The sequence below is a fragment of the Citrobacter sp. LST-B2 genome (genome assembly GCF_057983045.1).
In genome coordinates, this window is sequence record NZ_CP192598.1 from 1,655,014 (window position 1) to 1,674,755 (window position 19,742).

Annotated in this window: 18 protein-coding genes; 10 read left to right on the top strand and 8 right to left on the bottom strand. The window is 57.0% G+C overall.

Features of this window, described 5'->3' with window-relative positions:
- Positions 1-13: 13 nt before the first annotated feature.
- The 4 genes from scpB to modE form a co-directional block, all read right to left on the bottom strand.
- Positions 14-799, bottom strand: a complete 786-nt coding sequence (gene scpB / locus ACQ0PY_RS07760; RefSeq protein ID WP_044256718.1) for a methylmalonyl-CoA decarboxylase — start codon at positions 797-799, stop codon at positions 14-16.
- 10 nt (positions 800-809) lie between these two features.
- A complete protein-coding gene (gene meaB / locus ACQ0PY_RS07765; RefSeq protein ID WP_044256505.1) occupies positions 810-1,805 on the bottom strand; it encodes a methylmalonyl Co-A mutase-associated GTPase MeaB in 996 nt (331 codons plus the stop codon).
- A complete protein-coding gene (scpA, locus tag ACQ0PY_RS07770) occupies positions 1,798-3,942 on the bottom strand; it encodes a methylmalonyl-CoA mutase (protein ID WP_044256503.1) in 2,145 nt (714 codons plus the stop codon). Before scpA ends, meaB begins: the two co-directional genes overlap by 8 nt.
- Positions 3,943-4,134: 192 nt before the next feature.
- Positions 4,135-4,923 carry a molybdenum-dependent transcriptional regulator gene (gene modE, locus ACQ0PY_RS07775; RefSeq protein WP_109740024.1) on the bottom strand — a complete coding sequence of 263 codons (789 nt, stop codon included), beginning with the start codon at positions 4,921-4,923 and terminating at the stop codon, positions 4,135-4,137.
- A 128-nt stretch (positions 4,924-5,051) separates the two neighbouring features.
- On the opposite strand from modE, the gene ACQ0PY_RS07780 reads away from it, so the two are divergent.
- The 4 genes from ACQ0PY_RS07780 (at position 5,052) to modC (ending at position 7,957) form a co-directional block, all read left to right on the top strand.
- Positions 5,052-5,201 carry an AcrZ family multidrug efflux pump-associated protein gene (locus ACQ0PY_RS07780; RefSeq protein ID WP_043001322.1) on the top strand — a complete coding sequence of 50 codons (150 nt, stop codon included), beginning with the start codon at positions 5,052-5,054 and terminating at the stop codon, positions 5,199-5,201.
- 232 nt (positions 5,202-5,433) lie between these two features.
- Positions 5,434-6,207: a molybdate ABC transporter substrate-binding protein gene (gene modA / locus ACQ0PY_RS07785; RefSeq protein ID WP_043001321.1), complete on the top strand. Its 774-nt coding sequence runs from the start codon at positions 5,434-5,436 to the stop codon at positions 6,205-6,207.
- Positions 6,207-6,896 carry a molybdate ABC transporter permease subunit gene (modB, locus tag ACQ0PY_RS07790; RefSeq protein WP_044328845.1) on the top strand — a complete coding sequence of 230 codons (690 nt, stop codon included), beginning with the start codon at positions 6,207-6,209 and terminating at the stop codon, positions 6,894-6,896. Before modA ends, modB begins: the two co-directional genes overlap by 1 nt.
- Positions 6,897-6,898: 2 nt before the next feature.
- Complete coding sequence (modC, locus tag ACQ0PY_RS07795; protein WP_043001319.1) at positions 6,899-7,957, top strand: molybdenum ABC transporter ATP-binding protein ModC; 1,059 nt, start codon at positions 6,899-6,901, stop codon at positions 7,955-7,957.
- On the opposite strand, the gene ACQ0PY_RS07800 is transcribed toward modC, so the two are convergent.
- The gene (locus ACQ0PY_RS07800; RefSeq protein WP_043001318.1) at positions 7,958-8,776 is read right to left on the bottom strand and encodes a pyridoxal phosphatase; all 819 of its coding nucleotides are present in this window, start codon (positions 8,774-8,776) and stop codon (positions 7,958-7,960) included.
- A gap of 162 nt (positions 8,777-8,938) precedes the next feature.
- Here ACQ0PY_RS07800 and pgl point away from each other — a divergent pair, with 162 nt between their 5' ends.
- Positions 8,939-9,934 carry a 6-phosphogluconolactonase gene (gene pgl, locus ACQ0PY_RS07805; RefSeq protein WP_104446163.1) on the top strand — a complete coding sequence of 332 codons (996 nt, stop codon included), beginning with the start codon at positions 8,939-8,941 and terminating at the stop codon, positions 9,932-9,934.
- Positions 9,935-9,999: 65 nt separating this feature from the next.
- On the opposite strand, the gene ACQ0PY_RS07810 is transcribed toward pgl, so the two are convergent.
- Complete coding sequence (locus tag ACQ0PY_RS07810) at positions 10,000-11,283, bottom strand: putative acyl-CoA thioester hydrolase (RefSeq protein ID WP_043001316.1); 1,284 nt, start codon at positions 11,281-11,283, stop codon at positions 10,000-10,002.
- Between the two features lie 222 nt (positions 11,284-11,505).
- On the opposite strand from ACQ0PY_RS07810, the gene hutI reads away from it, so the two are divergent.
- From hutI to hutH, 5 genes are all read left to right on the top strand, one after another.
- Positions 11,506-12,729, top strand: coding sequence for an imidazolonepropionase (gene hutI, locus ACQ0PY_RS07815; RefSeq protein ID WP_109740025.1), 1,224 nt, complete (start codon positions 11,506-11,508; stop codon positions 12,727-12,729).
- Positions 12,726-13,667, top strand: coding sequence for a formimidoylglutamase (hutG, locus tag ACQ0PY_RS07820; protein ID WP_109740026.1), 942 nt, complete (start codon positions 12,726-12,728; stop codon positions 13,665-13,667). The genes hutI and hutG overlap by 4 nt, the downstream gene beginning before the upstream one ends.
- A 24-nt stretch (positions 13,668-13,691) precedes the next feature.
- A complete protein-coding gene (locus tag ACQ0PY_RS07825; protein ID WP_109740027.1) occupies positions 13,692-14,417 on the top strand; it encodes a histidine utilization repressor in 726 nt (241 codons plus the stop codon).
- Positions 14,418-14,586: 169 nt separating this feature from the next.
- Positions 14,587-16,272 (top strand): urocanate hydratase, encoded by a 1,686-nt coding sequence (gene hutU / locus ACQ0PY_RS07830; RefSeq protein WP_109740028.1) that lies wholly within the window; start codon positions 14,587-14,589, stop codon positions 16,270-16,272.
- A 1-nt stretch (position 16,273) separates the two neighbouring features.
- Complete coding sequence (hutH, locus tag ACQ0PY_RS07835; protein WP_044268016.1) at positions 16,274-17,794, top strand: histidine ammonia-lyase; 1,521 nt, start codon at positions 16,274-16,276, stop codon at positions 17,792-17,794.
- A gap of 93 nt (positions 17,795-17,887) precedes the next feature.
- On the opposite strand, the gene ACQ0PY_RS07840 is transcribed toward hutH, so the two are convergent.
- Complete coding sequence (locus ACQ0PY_RS07840) at positions 17,888-18,364, bottom strand: kinase inhibitor (protein WP_043001310.1); 477 nt, start codon at positions 18,362-18,364, stop codon at positions 17,888-17,890.
- A 58-nt stretch (positions 18,365-18,422) separates the two neighbouring features.
- Positions 18,423-19,712 carry an adenosylmethionine--8-amino-7-oxononanoate transaminase gene (gene bioA, locus ACQ0PY_RS07845; RefSeq protein WP_109740617.1) on the bottom strand — a complete coding sequence of 430 codons (1,290 nt, stop codon included), beginning with the start codon at positions 19,710-19,712 and terminating at the stop codon, positions 18,423-18,425.
- Positions 19,713-19,742: the final 30 nt, after the last annotated feature.

The window sequence follows — 19,742 nt, forward strand, 5'->3', positions numbered from 1 at the left end:
TCCCTTCCTGGTATCAATGGCCCACAAAATTGGGTTTACGTTTATTCATAAACGCGTTCATCCCTTCCTGATAATCTTCGCTGTCGTAAACGGCGCGGCGCATCCCCTGAATACGTTCGAACTCATCGGAATTCATGGTGTGCGCTTCGCCAAGCACGCGTAGCTCTTCCTTGATCACGGCAATGGCCAGCGGCGCTTTTTCCGAGATATGGTGCGCCATCTGCAACGTGAAATCCTCCAGCTCTTCGGCGGCGACGACATGGTTGAGAATGCCGACCGCCATCGCGCGCTGTGCGGTGATAGGGGACGCGGTGAAGATCAGCTCTTTGACGATATGGAAACCCGCATCGCGGGTCAGGTTGTGGATCCCGACCAGATTGTATGGAACGCCAAGGTTGACCGGGGTCATGGAGAACGTGGAGGTACTGGCAGCGATGATCAGATCGGAGCTCATGATCATCTCAAACGCCCCTCCCCAGACGCTGCCTTCGACCATGGAGATCACCGGTTTGGGGTACTTCTGAATCATGCGGGTGATCTGGCGCAGCGGATCGTCATAAGAGAGCGGATCGCGACGTCCGGAGGGAAGTTCATGAATGTCATGACCGGCGGAGAAGACCTTCGCGCCGCTGGGCGCACGCAGGATAATACAGCGAATATCCGGGCGATTGAGATCGCTGAGCGCCAGCATGAGATCGTCAATAAAGACTTTGCTCAGGGCGTTCAGTTTGCGGGCATAGTTGAACTCAATGACCGCCACTTTACGGATGATAACAACATTAACGTATTGATAAGACATATTTTTCTCTTTATGCAAAGTAATGATTCTGAAGGTATTCGCTGATTCGCTGAAGGCCAGCGCGCGGCGAGAGACGGTTGTTTTTGACGGCCTGCTGCGTCAGGTGGTAGTAGCGGTCGAAGTCGTCACGGGAGAACAGCAATCGCAACGCCTCGGCTTCCGTCTGCTTTTTCAACCAGGCAATTTCCTGCAACTGGCGCACCTGTTGCAGCCGTCCGCTGGAGGTCATCTGTGTTCTGAAATCGCAGATGGTCTGCCAGACCTCGTCAATCCCGCGTTTTTCCAGCGCGCTACAGGTCAATACCTGCGGCTGCCACTCGGCATATTTATGCCGCACAATATGCAGTGCGCTTTCGTACATATGGCGGGCGATGGCGACACGGTTATGGTTTTCCCCGTCATCCTTGTTGATGACAATCACGTCCGCCATTTCCATGATCCCTTTTTTGATGCCCTGCAGGTCGTCGCCGCCGCCGGCTATCTGTAACGACACAAAGCAGTCCACGATCTGGGCAATTTCTGTTTCCGATTGTCCAACGCCGACGGTTTCGATAATCACAACGTCGAAGCCCGCCGCTTCGCACAACAGCCCCAGCTCTCGTGCATGCAGACAGGCTCCACCCAGATGCCCGCGGGAGGGGGCCGGACGGATGAAGGCGGCATCCGATCGCGCCAGTTCGGTCATCCGCGTTTTGTCGCCAAGGATGCTGCCACCGCTGATCGGACTGCTGGGGTCGACGGCAATCACCGCCACGCGCAGTCCGTCGCGGATCAGTCGCGTACCGAAAGCCTCCAGAAAGGTGCTTTTCCCGGCCCCCGGCGTACCCGTGATCCCCAGACGCAGCGCGTTGCCGGTGAAAGGCATTATGGCATCCAGCAGTTGTGCGCTCAGCGCCTGGTGACGAGGGTGCTGACTTTCAATCAGCGTCATGGCCTGGGCGAGCGTCGCCCGCTCGGCCTGGCGTAATCGCCGCACGGTGTCAGCCAGCGTGGATTCACTAATCATGATGCTGACTTATCCGTTTCAGTACGTCGCGTACGCTTTCCAGCATTGGAGTGCCGGGTCCATAAATGGCCGCCACGCCGCGCTCCTCCAGGAAGGCGTAATCCTGGGGAGGGATCACGCCGCCAGCGACCACGCAGATATCGTCGCGTCCCCATTTTTTCAACGCGTCGACCAGTTCCGGGATGAGCGTTTTATGACCGGCCGCGAGCGATGAGGCGCCGACGACGTGTACATCGTTTTCTACCGCCAGGCGGGCGATCTCTTCCGGAGTGGAGAACATCGGGCTGAGATCGACATCGAAGCCGAGATCGGAATAGGCGCTGGCGATCACTTTTGCGCCGCGATCGTGACCATCCTGACCCATTTTGGCGATCAAAATGCGCGGACGACGACCGCGGTCTGCCAGGAACTGCTCTGTTTGCGCAACAATGGCGTCAAACTCGCAGGCCGATTGGTTGGACTGATGGTAGCTCTGCGCAATCACCCCAGTGACGCACTGGCTAGGCACCAGATAACGGTCAAACGCCGACTCCAGCGCGTCGGAGATCTCACCCAGCGTGGCGCGGACGCGTGCGGCGTTCACGGCGGCGGCCAACAGGTTTTCATGATGCAATGCGGCGTGAGTCAACGACGCCAGCGCCGCGTGAACGGCGGCATCATCGCGGGTCGCGCGGATCCGCGTCAGAGAGGCGATCTGCTCGTTGCGCACCTTGACGTTGTCGATCTCCAGGACGGTCGTGTCGTCCTCTTTTTCCAGCTTGTATTTGTTGACGCCGACAATGACGCGTTTGCCCTGGTCGATCAGTGATTGCTCGCGGGCAGACGCTTCTTCAATCATCCGTTTCGGTAACCCGGCTTCGATAGCCTTTGCCATCCCGCCCGCGTCGTCGATCTGCTGGATGATGGCCCGCGCCTGTTTAACAATGTGATCGGTCAACGACTCCACATAGTAAGAGCCAGCCAGCGGATCCACGGTGCGGCAGATTTCTGATTCCTCTTGCAGGATGATTTGCGTGTTACGCGCGATGCGGGCAGAAAAGTCGGTGGGCAGACCGAGTGCTTCGTCAAAGGCGTTGGTATGGAGTGACTGGGTGCCGCCAAGCGTGGCGCCGAGCGCTTCGATAGTGGTACGGATCACGTTGTTATAGGGATCCTGTTCGGTCAGGCTCCAGCCGGAAGTCTGGCAGTGGGTACGAAGGGCTAACGATTTCGGGTCTGCTGCGCCGAAGCCGCTCACCGCTTCGCTCCACAGATAACGCGCCGCGCGCAGCATGGCGACGTTCATGAACAGATCCATGCCGATGCCAAAGAAGAACGAAAGGCGGGGCGCAAAGTCATCAATGTTCAGCCCGGCTGAAAGGGCGGCTTTGATGTATTCAATACCATCCGCCAGGGTAAAAGCGACCTGTTGCACGCAGTTGGCGCCTGCTTCGCCCATATGGTAGCCGCTGATGCTGATGGTATTAAAGCGTGGCATGTTGCCCGAACACCAGGCGATGATGTCGGCGATAATGCGCATGGAGGGTTTCGGCGGGTAAATGTAAGTGTTACGGCACAGGTACTCTTTCAGAATATCGTTCTGAATGGTGCCGGTAAGCTGTTCCGGCGAAACGCCTTGCTCTTCTGCGGCCACGATATAAAAAGCCATTACTGGCAGCACCGCGCCGTTCATGGTCATTGATACCGACATCTTATCCAGCGGGATCTGGTCGAACAGTATCTTCATGTCTTCAACGGTATCGATAGCCACACCGGCCTTCCCGACATCGCCTGCGACGCGTGGATTATCGGAATCATAGCCGCGGTGGGTGGCGAGATCGAAGGCGACAGAAAGGCCTTTTTGCCCGGCGGCAAGGTTGCGACGATAGAAGGCGTTAGATTCTTTGGCGGTAGAGAAGCCAGCGTACTGACGAATGGTCCACGGTTGCGCGGTATACATGGTAGCGCGTGGGCCGCGAACGTAAGGCGGCAGGCCGGGAAGGGTGCCGGTAACCTCCAGTTTATCGAGGTCGGCTTCGGTGTACAGCGGCTTGATGGCAATGCCTTCCGCTGTCTGTGTGACCAGCGACTCGACGGTTTTATTCCGCCGGCTGAGCTCCTTGTTGGCGAGTGTCTGCCACTCTGATAAGTCTGACATATTTTGCTCCGTATTCCGCAATAAAAAGAGGGGATTGCGAGTACGATGAGCTTTTTACTGTCCTCTGTCGCCAGCAAAAAATAGCCAACGATACGTCGTTTTTTGCCGGGTGGAATTATTCATCCTGTAATGAATTTCAAAGAAAAATTTACGGCGGGTAACATCCCGCCGTAATCACCGTGGTGGCGATACTTAGCACAATGTTGCGATAATTACCCTGTCGGCATTGAAATACGCCGTCACGTTCGTGCCTTCCGTCAGCGTGGCGGCGGCGTCTAGCGGCACGGTGGCGCACAACGTCTGACCGTCCGGTAGCGCCATCAGTACTTCACACTGCTCTGTGCCGCGTTCAATATGATTGATAATGCCCTGGAGCTGGTTATCCGCCGCCTGGGCGATGGCGTCGTCCTGGGTAATCCCCACCCACGGCGCTTTCAGCAGCACGAGAACCTCTTTGCCTTCATCAAGCCCTAAACGCTCGCCGCTCTGGGCGGTAATGGCCACTTTCAGTCGCGTTTCGCCATCGGCTAACAGCACGTCGACATGCTGCTGCACCTGATTGCGATCGCGGGCGGTAATGGTGCCAAACCACTGGTTGCGCGCACTGGTCTGCAGAGAAAAACGCGAGATGGCCGCCAGCAGGCTGTTGAGCGGCAGCGCGTCATCGTCGCTTAAAACATCGAAGGCTTTTTGCTGAATCTGTGCCAGCAGATCGTAGAGCTGGATCAGACGCTGACCGTAGCGGGTTAACACCGCACCGCCGCCGCCTTTACCGCCTGTCGCACGCTCGACCAGCGTTTGCTCGCTGAGAAGATTCATTTCATTAATGGCGTCCCAGGCGCTCTTATAGCTGACGCCTGCGTCTTTCGCGCCCTGACTAATGGAACCGGAAAGCGCAATGTGCTTGAGCAAAGAGATGCGTCGGGGATCGGCGAACAGTTTTTGCTGAAGTTTCAGGGTAAGAAGGATTTCGGCTTGCATAACAAGATCCTGGCAAAAAGGGTATTGTGACGGAAAACTGCAGAGACGCAAAGCCGACCGCACAAAAGGGGAGTGCTTTTCTCAGTGATGCGGTTAGAATACTACAAGGACTATATCAGGAGTTGACCATGTTAGAGTTATTGAAAAGTCTGGTATTCGCCGTAATCATGGTACCTGTGGTGATGGCCATCATCCTGGGTCTGATTTACGGTCTCGGTGAAGTGTTCAACATTTTCTCCGGTATCGGTCAGAAAAACCAGTCCAGACAGAATCATTGATTTCCCAAACGCCCGCTCAGTCGGGCGTTTTTGTTTTCTCATCTTTCAAACCGTATCTTTGTTGGTCGCGCCTCAATGCAGTGCGCACCCCATTGGGATTGTTTCTCAAGTTCTCCTTATTCCTGCCGATATTTTCTTTGCGTAACCTCTTAGTGGTATCAATAACTTCTGGGAAAATCGTTGCTTTATCGTTATATTCATAAATACATAACGATATGCAAAGGAGTTACAAATGGCTCGTACCTGGTTACGCCTGTTTGCTGGGGCAACCTTATCATTGTCGGTTGCTGGACAAACGCTGGCGGATGAAGGGAAAATCACCGTGTTTGCCGCAGCGTCATTGACTAATGCGATGCAGGATATCGCGGCAGAGTATAAAAAAGAGAAGAATGTCGACGTGGTCTCCTCTTTTGCGTCGTCTTCCACGCTGGCTCGCCAGATAGAAGCCGGTGCGCCAGCAGATCTGTTCATTTCTGCCGATCAGAAATGGATGGATTACGCGGTAGATAAGAAAGCGATTGATACCGCAACGCGTCAGACGCTGCTGGGCAACAGCCTTGTGGTGGTGGCGCCAAAAGCCAGTGAGCAGAAAGCGTTTACGATTGACAATAATACCCGCTGGACGACGCTGCTGAACGGTGGACGTCTGGCGGTAGGCGACCCGGAACACGTTCCGGCGGGGATCTACGCGAAAGAAGCACTGCAGAAACTGGGGGCCTGGGAGACGCTGTCACCGAAACTGGCTCCGGCGGAAGATGTGCGCGGCGCGCTGGCGCTGGTCGAGCGTAACGAAGCGCCGTTGGGCATTGTTTACGGCTCTGATGCGGTTGCCAGTAAAGGCGTTAACGTCGTGGCCACCTTCCCGGAAGATTCGCACAAAAAAGTGGAGTACCCCATCGCGATTGTTGATGGACATAAAAACGCCACGGTCAGCGCGTTCTATGATTACCTGAAAGGACCGCAGGCTGCTGAAATCTTTAAACGTTACGGATTTACGACCAAGTAATGATATTGACCGATCCTGAATGGCAGGCCGTGCTTCTGAGCCTGAAAGTGTCTTCCCTGGCCGTGTTGTTTAGTTTGCCGTTTGGGATCTTCTTTGCCTGGCTGCTGGTGCGCTGCACTTTCCCAGGCAAAGCCCTGCTGGACAGCGTACTGCATCTGCCGCTGGTATTACCGCCGGTGGTGGTCGGTTATTTGCTGCTGATTTCGATGGGACGGCGCGGATTTATCGGCCAGTGGCTATACGACTGGTTCGGCATAACCTTTGCCTTCAGCTGGCGCGGCGCGGTACTGGCGGCGGCAGTGATGTCTTTTCCGCTGATGGTGCGGGCTATCCGACTTGCGCTGGAAGGGGTGGATCTTAAGCTTGAGCAGGCCGCCCGGACGCTAGGGGCGGGACGCTGGCGCGTCTTCTTCACCATTACCCTTCCGCTGACGCTGCCTGGCATTATCGTCGGGACGGTACTGGCATTTGCCCGTTCGCTCGGCGAGTTTGGCGCGACGATTACCTTCGTTTCCAATATTCCCGGCGAAACCCGCACCATTCCTTCGGCGATGTATACCCTGATTCAGACGCCGGGCGGTGAAAGCGCTGCGGCAAGGCTGTGTCTTATTTCCATCGTACTGGCGCTGATTTCGCTGTTAATTTCTGAATGGCTGGCGCGACTCAGCCGTGAGCGGACGGGGCGATAATTATGCTGGAACTCAATTTCTCTCAGACGCTGGGGACCCACTGCGTCTCGCTCAACGAAACGCTGCCCGCCAGCGGTATCACCGCGATATTTGGCGTCTCTGGTTCTGGAAAAACCTCGCTGATCAATGCCATCAGTGGCCTGACGCGACCGCAGAAAGGGCGCATTGTACTCAACGGACGGGTGCTGAATGACACGGAAAACCACATCTGTCTGACCCCGGAAAAACGCCGGATAGGCTACGTTTTTCAGGATGCGCGCCTGTTTCCCCATTATAAAGTGCGCGGCAACCTGCGTTACGGCATGGCGAAAAGTATGGCCGGCCAGTTCGATAAGCTGGTGGCGCTATTGGGTATTGAGCCTCTGCTCGACAGACTGCCGGGCGGCCTCTCCGGCGGTGAAAAACAACGTGTGGCGATTGGCCGGGCGCTGTTGACCGCGCCGGAACTGCTACTCCTGGATGAACCGCTCGCCTCGCTGGATATTCCGCGTAAGCGTGAACTGTTGCCCTATCTGCAACGGCTGGCGCGGGAGATCAATATTCCCATGCTCTATGTCAGTCACTCGCTCGATGAAATTCTCCATCTGGCCGATAACGTAATGGTGCTGGAAGACGGTCAGGTGAAGGCGTTTGGCGCGCTGGAAGAGGTCTGGGGGAGCAGCGTGATGCATCCATGGCTGCCGAAAGAACAGCAGAGCAGCATCCTGAAAGTGAGCGTACTGGAGCATCATCCGCATTACGCGATGACGGCGCTGGCGCTGGGTGATCAGCATCTATGGGTCAATAAGCTCAATGAGCCGCTGCAGGCCTCGCTGCGCATTCGCATTCAGGCGTCGGATGTCTCGCTGGTGCTACAGCCGCCGCAGCAGACCAGCATTCGTAATATCCTGCGCGCGAAGGTGATCCACTGCTACGACGATAACGGGCAAGTGGAAGTACAGCTTGAGGTGGGAGGTAAAACGTTGTGGGCGCGCATTAGCCCATGGGCCAGGGATGAACTGGGGATCAAAGCTGGCCTCTGGCTGTATGCGCAGATTAAGAGTGTATCGATAACCGCCTGATTACAGCAGCTGGCTATAGATGAACTTCGCGATGCTGTCGGTGGTGTTATCGCCGATGACGACGTTGGCGCGTGCTTTGATTGCGTCGTCAGCATTGCCCATCGCCACGCCGGTACCAGCCGCTTCCAGCATACTGATGTCGTTGTAGTTATCCCCGAAGGCAATTACGTTTTCCATCGACCCACCCTGAGATTCAACCCACTGGGTCAGGCGTTTGCCTTTGCTGTTACCCTGACGAGCGATATCGACCTGATCGTGCCAGGACCATTCGCACTCAAGGCCCAACAGCTCTTCGACATGCTTGCCAAATTGCTGCAGCTTAGGAATATCGTCGTCTGTCAGAGCGAACTTCCACACCGCGTTGACATCGTGCGCCGCCTGCGCCAGTGAAGGCACCTGGGTGAAGATCGGGCGCTGTTCCGGCGGCAACGTCTGCGCCCAGTTTGAGGTGCGAATGACATGGCCGGTCGGGTGCTCATACAGCATGGCGTCATCGACATACATCAGGCCGTGAATCTGATGCGCTTCCAGCAGCGTAATAAGCTGTAGCGCCTGGTTAACCGGCAAGGGATCGGCTGCGAGAACATTTTTTGCGTGATAATCATACAAATAGGTGCCATTACAGCAAATTGCAGGTGTATCCAGTGCCAGTGCCTGATAAAAAGGATGAATTGCGACGTGATGACGCCCGGTGACGATGATAAGTTGGTAGCCTGCCTCCCTGGCGCGCGACAGTGCTTCGACAGACGAGGGGAGCAGGGTTTTTTGCGGGGTTAGCAAGGTTCCATCTAAATCAAGGGCAATCACGCGAGCGGTCATATCGTCATCCCGATTAACATTGAAGTTTTGTCTGCCTGAATGGTACACCGGGACGGGGAGCAGGCAAAATTTTGTGCGTATATTCAGCATTCACCGTTAAAAGCGACTACGTTAAGCTGTATTCCATTTTTGCAGCCAGTTGCCTAAAGCAGAGGAGCATTCATGAAGCAAACCGTTTATACCGCCAGCCCTGAAAGCCAACAGATCCATGTCTGGAGCCTGAATCATGATGGCGCATTGAAGCTGGTACAGGTGGTTGATGTGCCCGGGCAGGTTCAGCCGATGGTGGTCAGCCCGGATAAACGTTATCTCTACGTGGGCGTGCGTCCTGAATTCCGCGTACTGGCTTACCGGATTGCGCCGGATGATGGTGCGCTGACGTTTGCCGCAGAATCCGCGCTGCCGGGTAGCCCGACACACATTTCAACCGATCATCATGGCCGTTTTGTTTTTGTTGGCTCCTATAACGCGGGTAACGTCAGCGTCACCCGTATGGAAGACGGCCTGCCGGTTGGGGTGGTGGATGTGGTGGAGGGAATGGATGGCTGTCACTCCGCCAATATCTCCCCGGACAACCGCACCCTGTGGGTGCCTGCGCTGAAGCAGGATCGTATCTGCCTGTTTACCCTCAGCGATGACGGTAAGCTGGTGGCACAAGAGCCTGCGGAAGTGACCACCGTTGAAGGGGCCGGTCCGCGCCATATGGCGTTCCACCCGAATCAGCAATATGCCTACTGCGTCAACGAGCTCAACAGCTCTGTGGACGTCTGGGAACTGAAAGATCCGCACGGTGATATCGAATGCGTGCAAACGCTGGACATGATGCCAGCTGATTTCTCCGACACCCGCTGGGCGGCGGACATTCACATTACGCCGGATGGTCGTCATCTGTATGCCTGTGACCGTACCGCCAGCCTGATTACCGTGTTCAGCGTTTCAGAAGATGGCAGCGTGTTAACCAAAGAAGGCTTCCAGCCAACCGAAACGCAGCCGCGTGGTTTCAACGTTGACCATAGCGGGAAATACCTGATTGCTGCCGGACAGAAGTCACACCATATCGCGGTGTACGAGATTGCCGGTGAGCAGGGGCTGTTAACGGAGAAGGGACGTTATGCGGTAGGCCAGGGCCCGATGTGGGTGGTGGTTAACGCGTATTAATAGGGGCGCTTATTAGCCAACCGATAAATAAAAACCGGCATCCTGTGATGCCGGTTTTTTTATGCTTACTGCTTCGGCGCAGCCACGACTTTGCTGCCCACACCGCGGTTATTGTATTCCCACATGCGGTTAAAGTTGGTGTCGTTCAGGTTACGCTGGGTTTCGCCTTTATCATCCTTCGCCCCGGTATTGCCCGCGAATGGACGTTTAGAGATCACGGCGTCAGCCCACGGCTGTGCCATGTTAAAGCCCTCGTTAATCACGCTATCACGGATCACGACCTGACCGTTGGTGTTGCCGTCGACATCCAGTGCGCGACCCAACTGCGCCACGCCGTCACCGGCGGCGGTAAAGCGGCTGTTGGTGGCGAGGAAACCGTAATAAATGTTCGCAAGCGTTGCAGGCGCGAAGACGTACGCTTCCTGTTGAGTACGCGAGTTCACTACGCGGAAGTCGGTGTTATCGAACACCACCGCGCCGCGACCGGAAACGATATCCACATCACCTTCGATATAGCTGTTGGTCACCAGGGTACGCGGTTGGCGATTATTTTCCAGACGGTTCTGCACGCCGCTGTTGGTCACAAAGAAGGTGTTCTGGCGGCCCAGAATGTTCACATTATTGATTTGAACTTTGTCACCGTCGGTGCGCAGCGCAACGGCCGGGTGGTTACCCGCATCCACGCTATCGCCAAGATTGTTTTCAACGGTCAGATTCTGTAACTGCAGGCCATTATTCTGTGACCACAATACCGCTGAACACATCACGCCGATAGTCGCGCCGCGTTTGCTCTGGCAGTTGTCAAACATGTACCAGGCCGGTTTACCAGGCATATATTTCCCGCCCGGATTCACCGTATGACGCCAGTCAGCGGTGCTCATTTCACCGTCAATTGCTGCGCCAATCTTCACGTCCAGCGGTTTCTCACCCGTTCCGTACAGCGTCAGGCTGCCTGGCGCCGCAGGGATATAAACAGTCCCCTGATACTCACCTGGCATAATCGCAATGTACTGACGTTTGTTGGTGCGCGTAGTGATCGCCGCATCCACCGCCGCCTGAATGGTGGTGTGGGTAACGCCTTGCGTACCGGCCGGGCCGACCACAAAGTCAGGCTGCGCAGGCAGAGAAATTGAAGATGGCGTCCACGGCGCGGTGTTCGGCGTCAGAGAAGAAAAATAGTTTTTAGCGACAAAATTCTGCGCTTCATTCGCCGATAAAATCGGGCGCGAGGAGGTTCCTGGCGCGGTTTGATCGGAAGGAATTTGATCCGGCGGGGTAGAGCTACAGGCGGTCAGCGTCACGCCAAAAGCCAGTGCCAGCGCCAGACGGGAAACTGATGATGTGTTCACGAGTTGCTCCGGGCTATAAAAGTATCCATTGAAGCCTGCTTTTTTATACTAAGTTGAGCAAAACAGAAAGGTGAAAAGCTAAAAAGTTGTTTTTAAACCCCTCCTCGCGGATTCGGGTACCGTCAAAGTCACAATTAAATAACATATTTGCCTGGGATGATTGACTTCCCGCGTGCGATCTCAAATAAATGTCTATACAACCTAAGACAAGCTGGAGAAAGCATGGAACCCCTGTTACCTGATGATACGCTCTGGCGAAACCTGCGCCTGGCGACGCTCGATCCGGCGCAGACGGCACCGTATGGCATGCTGGACCATCATGCGCTGATTATCCGTAAGGGAAGGGTGCTGGCGATTGTGCCAGAGGCTTCACTCCCGACTGCGCATGCCAATACGCATGACCTGCAAGGACGTCTGGTGACGCCTGGGTTGATTGATTGTCACACTCATCTGGTGTTTGGCGGCAATCGCGCCAGCGAGTGGGAGCAACGGTTGAACGGCGTTTCTTATCAGCAGATTAGTGCGCAGGGCGGCGGGATTAACGCCACCGTGACGGCGACGCGTGCCGCGACGGAGGAGGCGCTTTTAGCCTCTGCTCAGGCGCGGATCGCGCGTCTGATGCGCGAGGGCGTGACGCTGCTGGAAGTGAAATCCGGCTATGGTCTGAATGCGACAGCCGAAGAAAAGATGCTGCGCGTCGCGGCCCGCCTGGCCGAAGAGAACCTTATCGAAATCAGCCCCACGCTGCTGGCGGCCCATGCCGTGCCGGTTGAGTATCGGGACAATCCTGACGGCTATATCACCCACGTCTGCGAAACGATACTGCCGCAGCTATGGGAAAAGGGGCTGTTTGAAGCGGTCGATCTGTTCTGTGAGAGCGTGGGCTTTACCCTGGCGCAAAGCGAGCGGGTATTGCGCGCGGCGCAGGCGGCGGGCATTCCGGTCAAAGGGCATGTCGAGCAGTTGTCTCTGCTGGGTGGAGCGCAACTGGTCAGTCGCTATCATGGGCTTTCTGCGGATCACATTGAATATCTTGATGAAGCGGGCGTGGCCGCGATGCGTCACAGCGGCACCGTTGGCGTACTGCTGCCGGGGGCGTTCTATTTCCTTAAAGAGACGCAGCATCCGCCCGTTGAGTTACTGCGCCGTTACCAGGTACCGATGGCGGTGGCGACCGATTTCAACCCCGGCACCAGTCCCTTTATCAGCTTGCATCTGGCAATGAACATGGCCTGCGTTCAGTTCGGACTGACGCCGGAAGAGGCATGGGCGGGCGTCACCCGTCATGCCGCTCAGGCGCTGGGCCGCCAGGCGACGCACGGACAGCTAAAGGCGGGTTACGTTGCCGATTTTAACGTCTGGGATGCGCAAAACCCGGTGGAGATCCTCTATGAGCCTGGGCACAACCCGCTGTATCTACGCATATTTCGAGGACAAATCACATGACACAATGGGAAGCGGCTGCCCCTGACCTGTGGCGGGGGCGAGATGACAGCGGCGAAGCCGCGAACGCGCTGCGCCTGTTTCAGACGATCGATCGCAGCCTGACGTTTTCGCCAGAGCGATACCGCGACAAGATCGCGCTGCTCGGCTTTGCCTGCGATGAGGGGGTCAAGCGTAATCATGGGCGTCCTGGTGCCGCCGGTGCGCCGGACGCGCTGCGTTCAGCGCTGGCTAACCTGGCGAGTCACGCGGGACACGAGCGACTGGTGGATATGGGGAATCTGCTGGCCCCGACAGCGGATCTGGAAGGGGCGCAGCAAGCACTACGTGATGCGGTCTGTCAATGTCAGCAGGCGGGGATGCGCACCTTCGTTCTTGGCGGCGGGCACGAAACGGCATTCGGTCATGGGGCGGGCGTTTTCGATGCATTCCCTGGCGAGCGGGTAGGGATCATTAATCTCGACGCGCATCTGGATCTGCGTAACGCCGGGCGGGCAACCTCAGGCACGCCGTTTCGTCAACTGGCGCAGCTTTGCGACCAGCAGCAGCGTGAGTTCCGCTATGCGTGCATCGGCGTTAGCCGGGCGGCAAACACCCAGGCGCTGTGGGATGAGGCGCACAAGCGCAACGTGCTGGTGGTGGAAGATTTGCAGTGTAATGACGCCCACGCTCAGCTGGCGGCGTTTATCAGCGAGGTGGATAAACTCTATCTGACTGTCGATCTCGACGTCCTGCCCGTAGGAGAGATGCCAGCCGTATCGGCGCCTGCGGCGCTGGGCGTGCCATTGACGACCCTGCTGAAATTGATTGAACCTGTTTGCCGCAGCGGTAAGCTCCAGGCGGTGGATGTGGTTGAATTTAATCCGCGCTTTGATAATGATGGCAGGTCGGCACGCGTGGCGGCGCGGCTTGGCTGGCAAATCGCACACTGGTGGAAGTAATCGATTGATAAGGTAAACATTCCCATGACACTTTCTCGGCCTCGTTCTGCTCCCGCACCGTTTTATGAGACGGTTAAACGCGAGATTAGCGAAAAGATCGCCAGCGGCGTCTGGCAGCCGCACGATCGTATTCCGTCGGAAGCGGAGCTGGTGGCGCAGTACGGCTTCAGCCGGATGACCATCAACCGGGCGCTGCGTGAACTGACTGACGAAGGGATGCTGGTGCGCCTGCAGGGGGTGGGAACCTTTGTCGCGGAGCCGAAAGGCCAGTCCGCGCTGTTTGAAATTCGCAGTATTGCCGACGAAATTGCCGCACGGGCGCATCGGCATCACTGCGAGGTGCTGATTCTGGAAAAGAAACCGGCCAATGCGCGGCAGGCAGCGGCGCTGAAGGTGACGGAAGGTACGGCGATTTTTCATTCTGTGATGGTACATTTTGAAAACGACCAGCCGGTACAGATTGAAGATCGCTGTGTGAATGCCGACATTGTGCCGGAATATCTGGCGCAGGATTACAACCAGACCACGCCGCATGCATATTTGTCGCTGATTGCCCCGCTGACGGAAGGGGAACACATTGTTGAAGCGGTGCGCGCCACGACGCAAGAGTGCGCGTTACTCGACATCGGCGAGACCGATCCTTGCCTGCTCATTCGTCGTACCACCTGGTCCGCCTCGCAGATCGTTTCTCACGCGCGGTTACTCTTTCCGGGCTCTCGTTACCGCTTGCAGGGCCACTTCTCCTCCTGACGCACGCGGACAGAAAGCGTGATTGCTGACGCAATATAACAAAAATGTATCTTATTTGTTAAATTGCATCTTGTTATGTCTTGTATAGACAAGTATATGTTTACCTCACACCCGATCATTCCCTTTGCCGGATAAACCTTTTCCGGCATGTCCGTGAGGAGTCGTTGTTATGTCTCATAGCAAGTTTCGTCAGCAAGATATCCGCGCCCCGCGAGGGACAACGCTGACGGCCAAATCCTGGCTGACCGAAGCGCCATTGCGCATGTTAATGAACAACCTGGACCCCGACGTCGCCGAGACCCCACATGAGCTGGTGGTGTACGGCGGTATAGGCCGCGCGGCCCGTAACTGGGAATGCTATGACGCGATTGTCAACGCCCTGACCCAACTGGAAGAGGACGAAACGCTGCTGGTCCAGTCTGGTAAACCGGTTGGTGTGTTCAGAACTCACCAGAACGCTCCGCGCGTGCTGATTGCCAACTCCAACCTCGTGCCTCACTGGGCGACCTGGGAGCATTTCAATGAACTGGATGCGAAAGGGTTGGCGATGTACGGACAGATGACGGCCGGAAGCTGGATCTATATCGGCAGTCAGGGAATTGTGCAGGGCACTTATGAAACGTTTGTTGAAGCGGGACGGCAGCACTACGACGGCGACCTGCGCGGGCGTTGGGTGTTAACCGCCGGGCTCGGCGGCATGGGCGGCGCGCAGCCACTGGCGGCGACGCTGGCAGGTGCCTGTTCCCTGAACATTGAATGTCAGCAGAGTCGTATCGATTTTCGTCTGCGCACTCGTTATGTCGATGAACAGGCGACATCTCTTGATGATGCGCTGGCGCGTATCGAAAAATACACCCGCGAAGGTCAAGCCGTATCGATTGCCCTGTGCGCCAATGCGGCGGATGTGGTGCCCGAACTGGTGAAGCGCGGTGTGCGTCCGGACATGGTTACCGACCAGACCAGCGCTCATGACCCGCTGCACGGTTATCTGCCTTCCGGCTGGGACTGGGAAACCTATCAGCAAAAAGCGCTCGCCGATCCACAGGGTACGGTAGAGGCAGCGAAGCGCTCGATGGCAAAACACGTGGAGGCGATGCTGGCGTTCAACGACATGGGCGTACCGACGTTCGATTACGGCAACAACATTCGTCAGATGGCTAAAGAGATGGGCGTGGAAAACGCCTTTGCCTTTCCTGGCTTCGTACCGGCCTATATTCGCCCGCTGTTCTGCCGCGGCATTGGGCCGTTTCGCTGGGTGGCGCTTTCCGGCGATCCTCAGGATATTTATAAAACCGACGCCAAAGTGAAAGCGATCGTGGCGGATGACGAACATCTCCACCGCTGGCTGGACATGGCGCGGGAGCGCATTAATTTTCAGGGGCTGCCAGCGCGTATCTGCTGGGTGGGGCTCGAATGGCGGCAAAAACTGGGTCTGGCATTCAACGAAATGGTGCGCAGGGGGGAAGTGTCTGCGCCAATTGTGATCGGTCGCGACCACCTGGATTCCGGCTCTGTCGCCAGCCCCAACCGCGAAACCGAAGCGATGCGCGACGGTTCTGACGCCGTCTCCGACTGGCCGCTGCTCAATGCGCTGCTCAACACGGCCAGCGGGGCGACCTGGGTATCGCTGCATCACGGCGGCGGTGTGGGAATGGGCTTCTCACAGCATGCCGGGATGGTCATTGTCTGTGACGGTAGCGATGAAGCCGCCGAGCGCATTGCCCGGGTTTTGCATAACGATCCGGCGACCGGCGTAATGCGTCATGCGGATGCGGGCTACGATATTGCCGTGGCGTGCGCTGTTGAACAAGGGCTGAATCTGCCGATGGTTGCGGCAACGCAGGGGAAACGCTGATATGAATACCATGACCTTAACGCCGGGCCATCTGAGTTTTTCACAACTACGCGAAGTCTGGCAGCAGCCGGTTAAACTGCGCCTCGACGCCAGCGCTATTGACGGCATTAACGCCAGCGTGGCCTGTGTCAACACCATTGTCGCTGAGGGCCGCACGGCCTACGGCATTAACACCGGCTTTGGTCTGCTGGCGCAGACGCGCATCGCCAATGAGGATCTGCAAAACCTGCAACGTTCGCTGGTGCTGTCGCATGCGGCAGGCGTGGGTGATGCCTTAGATGACGCACTGGTGCGCCTGATCATGGTGCTGAAGATAAACAGCCTTGCGCGCGGCTTTTCTGGTATTCGTCTTAGCGTGATAGAGGCGCTGATTGCGCTGGTGAACGCCGAAGTCTGGCCGCACATCCCGGCGAAAGGATCGGTAGGCGCCTCCGGTGATCTAGCGCCGCTGGCCCATATGTCGCTCACGCTGCTGGGGGAAGGAAAGGCGCATTGGCAGGGGGAATGGTTACCGGCGACGGAAGCGTTAAAAAAAGCCGGCCTGGAGCCGATTACGCTGGCGGCGAAAGAAGGGCTGGCGTTACTTAACGGCACACAGGCATCGACGGCGTTTGCGTTACGCGGACTGTTTGAAGCACAAGAGCTGTTCGCGTCGGCTGTCATGTGCGGATCGTTAACCACCGAAGCGGTGTTAGGGTCTCGCCGTCCGTTTGATGCGCGTATTCACGCCGCGCGGGGGCAGCGTGGACAGATCGACGCGGCGGCGCTGTATCGCCATGTATTGACAGAGACCAGCGCGCTGTCTCAGTCGCACCACAATTGCGAAAAGGTGCAGGACCCGTATTCTCTGCGCTGTCAGCCGCAGGTGATGGGCGCATGTCTGACACAGATGCGTCAGGTGATGGACGTACTGCTGGCGGAAGCCAATGCGGTCTCCGATAATCCGCTGGTTTTTGCTGAGCAGGGAGACGTTATCTCAGGCGGTAATTTCCATGCTGAACCGGTGGCGATGGCGGCAGATAATCTGGCGCTGGCGATTGCTGAAATTGGCGCGTTGTCCGAACGCCGTATTGCGCTGATGATGGATAAGCATATGTCGCAGTTGCCGCCTTTCCTGGTTAAAAACGGGGGCGTGAACTCCGGCTTTATGATTGCCCAGGTGACGGCGGCGGCGCTTGCCAGCGAGAACAAAGCGCTGGCGCATCCGCACAGCGTGGACAGCCTGCCAACGTCGGCGAATCAGGAAGATCATGTCTCGATGGCACCGGCGGCAGGGCGCAGGTTATGGGAAATGGCGGCGAATACTCGCGGCGTGCTGGCCGTCGAATGGCTGGCCGCGTGTCAGGGGATCGATTTGCGCGAAGGATTAACGTCAAGCCCGCTGCTGGAGCAGGCGCGAACGGTATTACGTGAGCAGGTTGCGCATTACACCCAGGACCGCTTCTTCGCCCCGGATATTAAGCGTGCGACAGAATTGCTTGCACAGGGGGCGTTGCTGCAGCTCGTGCCGGAATTTCTTTAAACCGCGCCGGATGGCGCTAACGCTTATCCGGCCTGTGAATCCCTCCCGCAGGCGGATAAGACGCGTGAGCGTCGTCATCCGGCACAGCACCGATCAACTGAACATCGCGGTAATTGAGGCGCTGGCAAGCGAGTGGAAATGGACGTTAAATCCGACCATCGCCCCGCTGGCACCTTCATCGACGTCAATCCTGTCCACATCCAGCGCGTGAACGGTAAAGATATAGCGGTGGGTTTCGCCTTTTGGCGGCGCCGCGCCGCCATAGCCCGCTTTACCGAAATCGGTTCGTGTCTGGATAACGCCGTCTGGCACAGCGACCAGCCCGGAGCCATAGCCCTGGGTCAGAACACGGGTATCGGCCGGTAAATTAGCCACCACCCAATGCCACCAGCCAGAGCCGGTTGGTGCATCGGGGTCGAAACAGGTCACCACGAAACTCTTCGTTCCGGCAGGCACTTCATCCCAGGCCAGATGCGGGGAAATATTATCCCCTTCATAACCCATACCGTTGAAGACATGGCGCAGGGGGAGTTTTTCCCCGTCGCGAAAATCGTTGCTGATTACTTTCATGCACTCTCCTTAATTCTCGCCAAAAAGTGTAGCCAGAAATCGCACAGCTTACCGCCAGTTACCCGTTAAAAAATGTTTCGTCGCGCACAGCGTCGTTCACGGCCTGCGTCAGGCGGCGCAGTTGCTCTGGCTGGATGGGATACGGCGGCATCAGGTAGATGAGTTTGCCAAACGGGCGGATCCACACACCCTGTTGCACAAAGAATTTCTGCAGGGCCGCCATATTAACCTGATGCGTTGTCTCCACCACGCCAATCGCTCCCAGCACGCGGACATCAGCCACCCATGGCGATGTCTGCGCCGGGGCGAGTTCCTGGCATAGCTGGGTTTCAATGGACGAGACCTGCGCCTGCCAGTCGCCGGATTCGAGTAGTGACAGGCTGGCGGTCGCCACCGCGCAAGCCAGCGGATTGCCCATAAACGTCGGACCATGCATAAAACAGCCCGCCTCGCCGTTGCTGATGGTTTCCGCCACCTGGCGGGTGGTCAGGGTGGCTGAAAGGGTCATCGTTCCGCCGGTCAGCGCTTTTCCCAGACACAGAATGTCGGGCGCGATCCCGGCGTGTTCGCAGGCAAACAGTTTGCCCGTGCGGCCAAATCCGGTGGCGATTTCATCCGCAATCAGCAGAATGCCTTCACGGTCGCACATTTTGCGGATACGGCGCAGCCACTCCGGATGGTACATCCGCATTCCGCCCGCGCCCTGAACAATCGGCTCGAGAATCACTGCCGCAATGTCATGACGATGTGCGGCCATCAGGCGCGCGAAGGCCACCATATCGCGCTCATCCCACTCGCCATCCATTCGACTTTGCGGCGCAGGGGCAAACAGGTTTTCCGGCAGATAGCCCTTCCACAGGCTGTGCATGGAGTTATCTGGATCGCAGACCGACATCGCGCCGAAGGTATCGCCGTGATAGCCGTTACGGAACGTCAGGAAGCGCTGACGGGATTCCCCTTTGGCCTGCCAGTATTGCAGCGCCATTTTCATCGCCACTTCCACCGCGACGGAACCGGAATCGGCGAGGAACACGCATTCCAGCGACGCGGGCGTCATGGCGACCAGTTTACGGCACAGGTTGACGGCGGGGGCATGCGTGATCCCGCCAAACATCACATGCGACATGGCGTCTATCTGCGTTTTCATCGCCGCATTGAGCTGCGGATGGTTGTATCCGTGAATCGCGGCCCACCACGACGACATGCCATCAATCAGGCGTTCACCGCTGGATAAAATCAGTTCGCAGCCCTTGGCCCGTTCAACAGGATAGACCGGTAGCGGGGAGGTCATAGAGGTGTAGGGGTGCCAGATGTGGCGCTGATCAAACGTGAGATCGTCCGTTGTCATAATCGACTTGTAAACCAAATTAAAAAGATT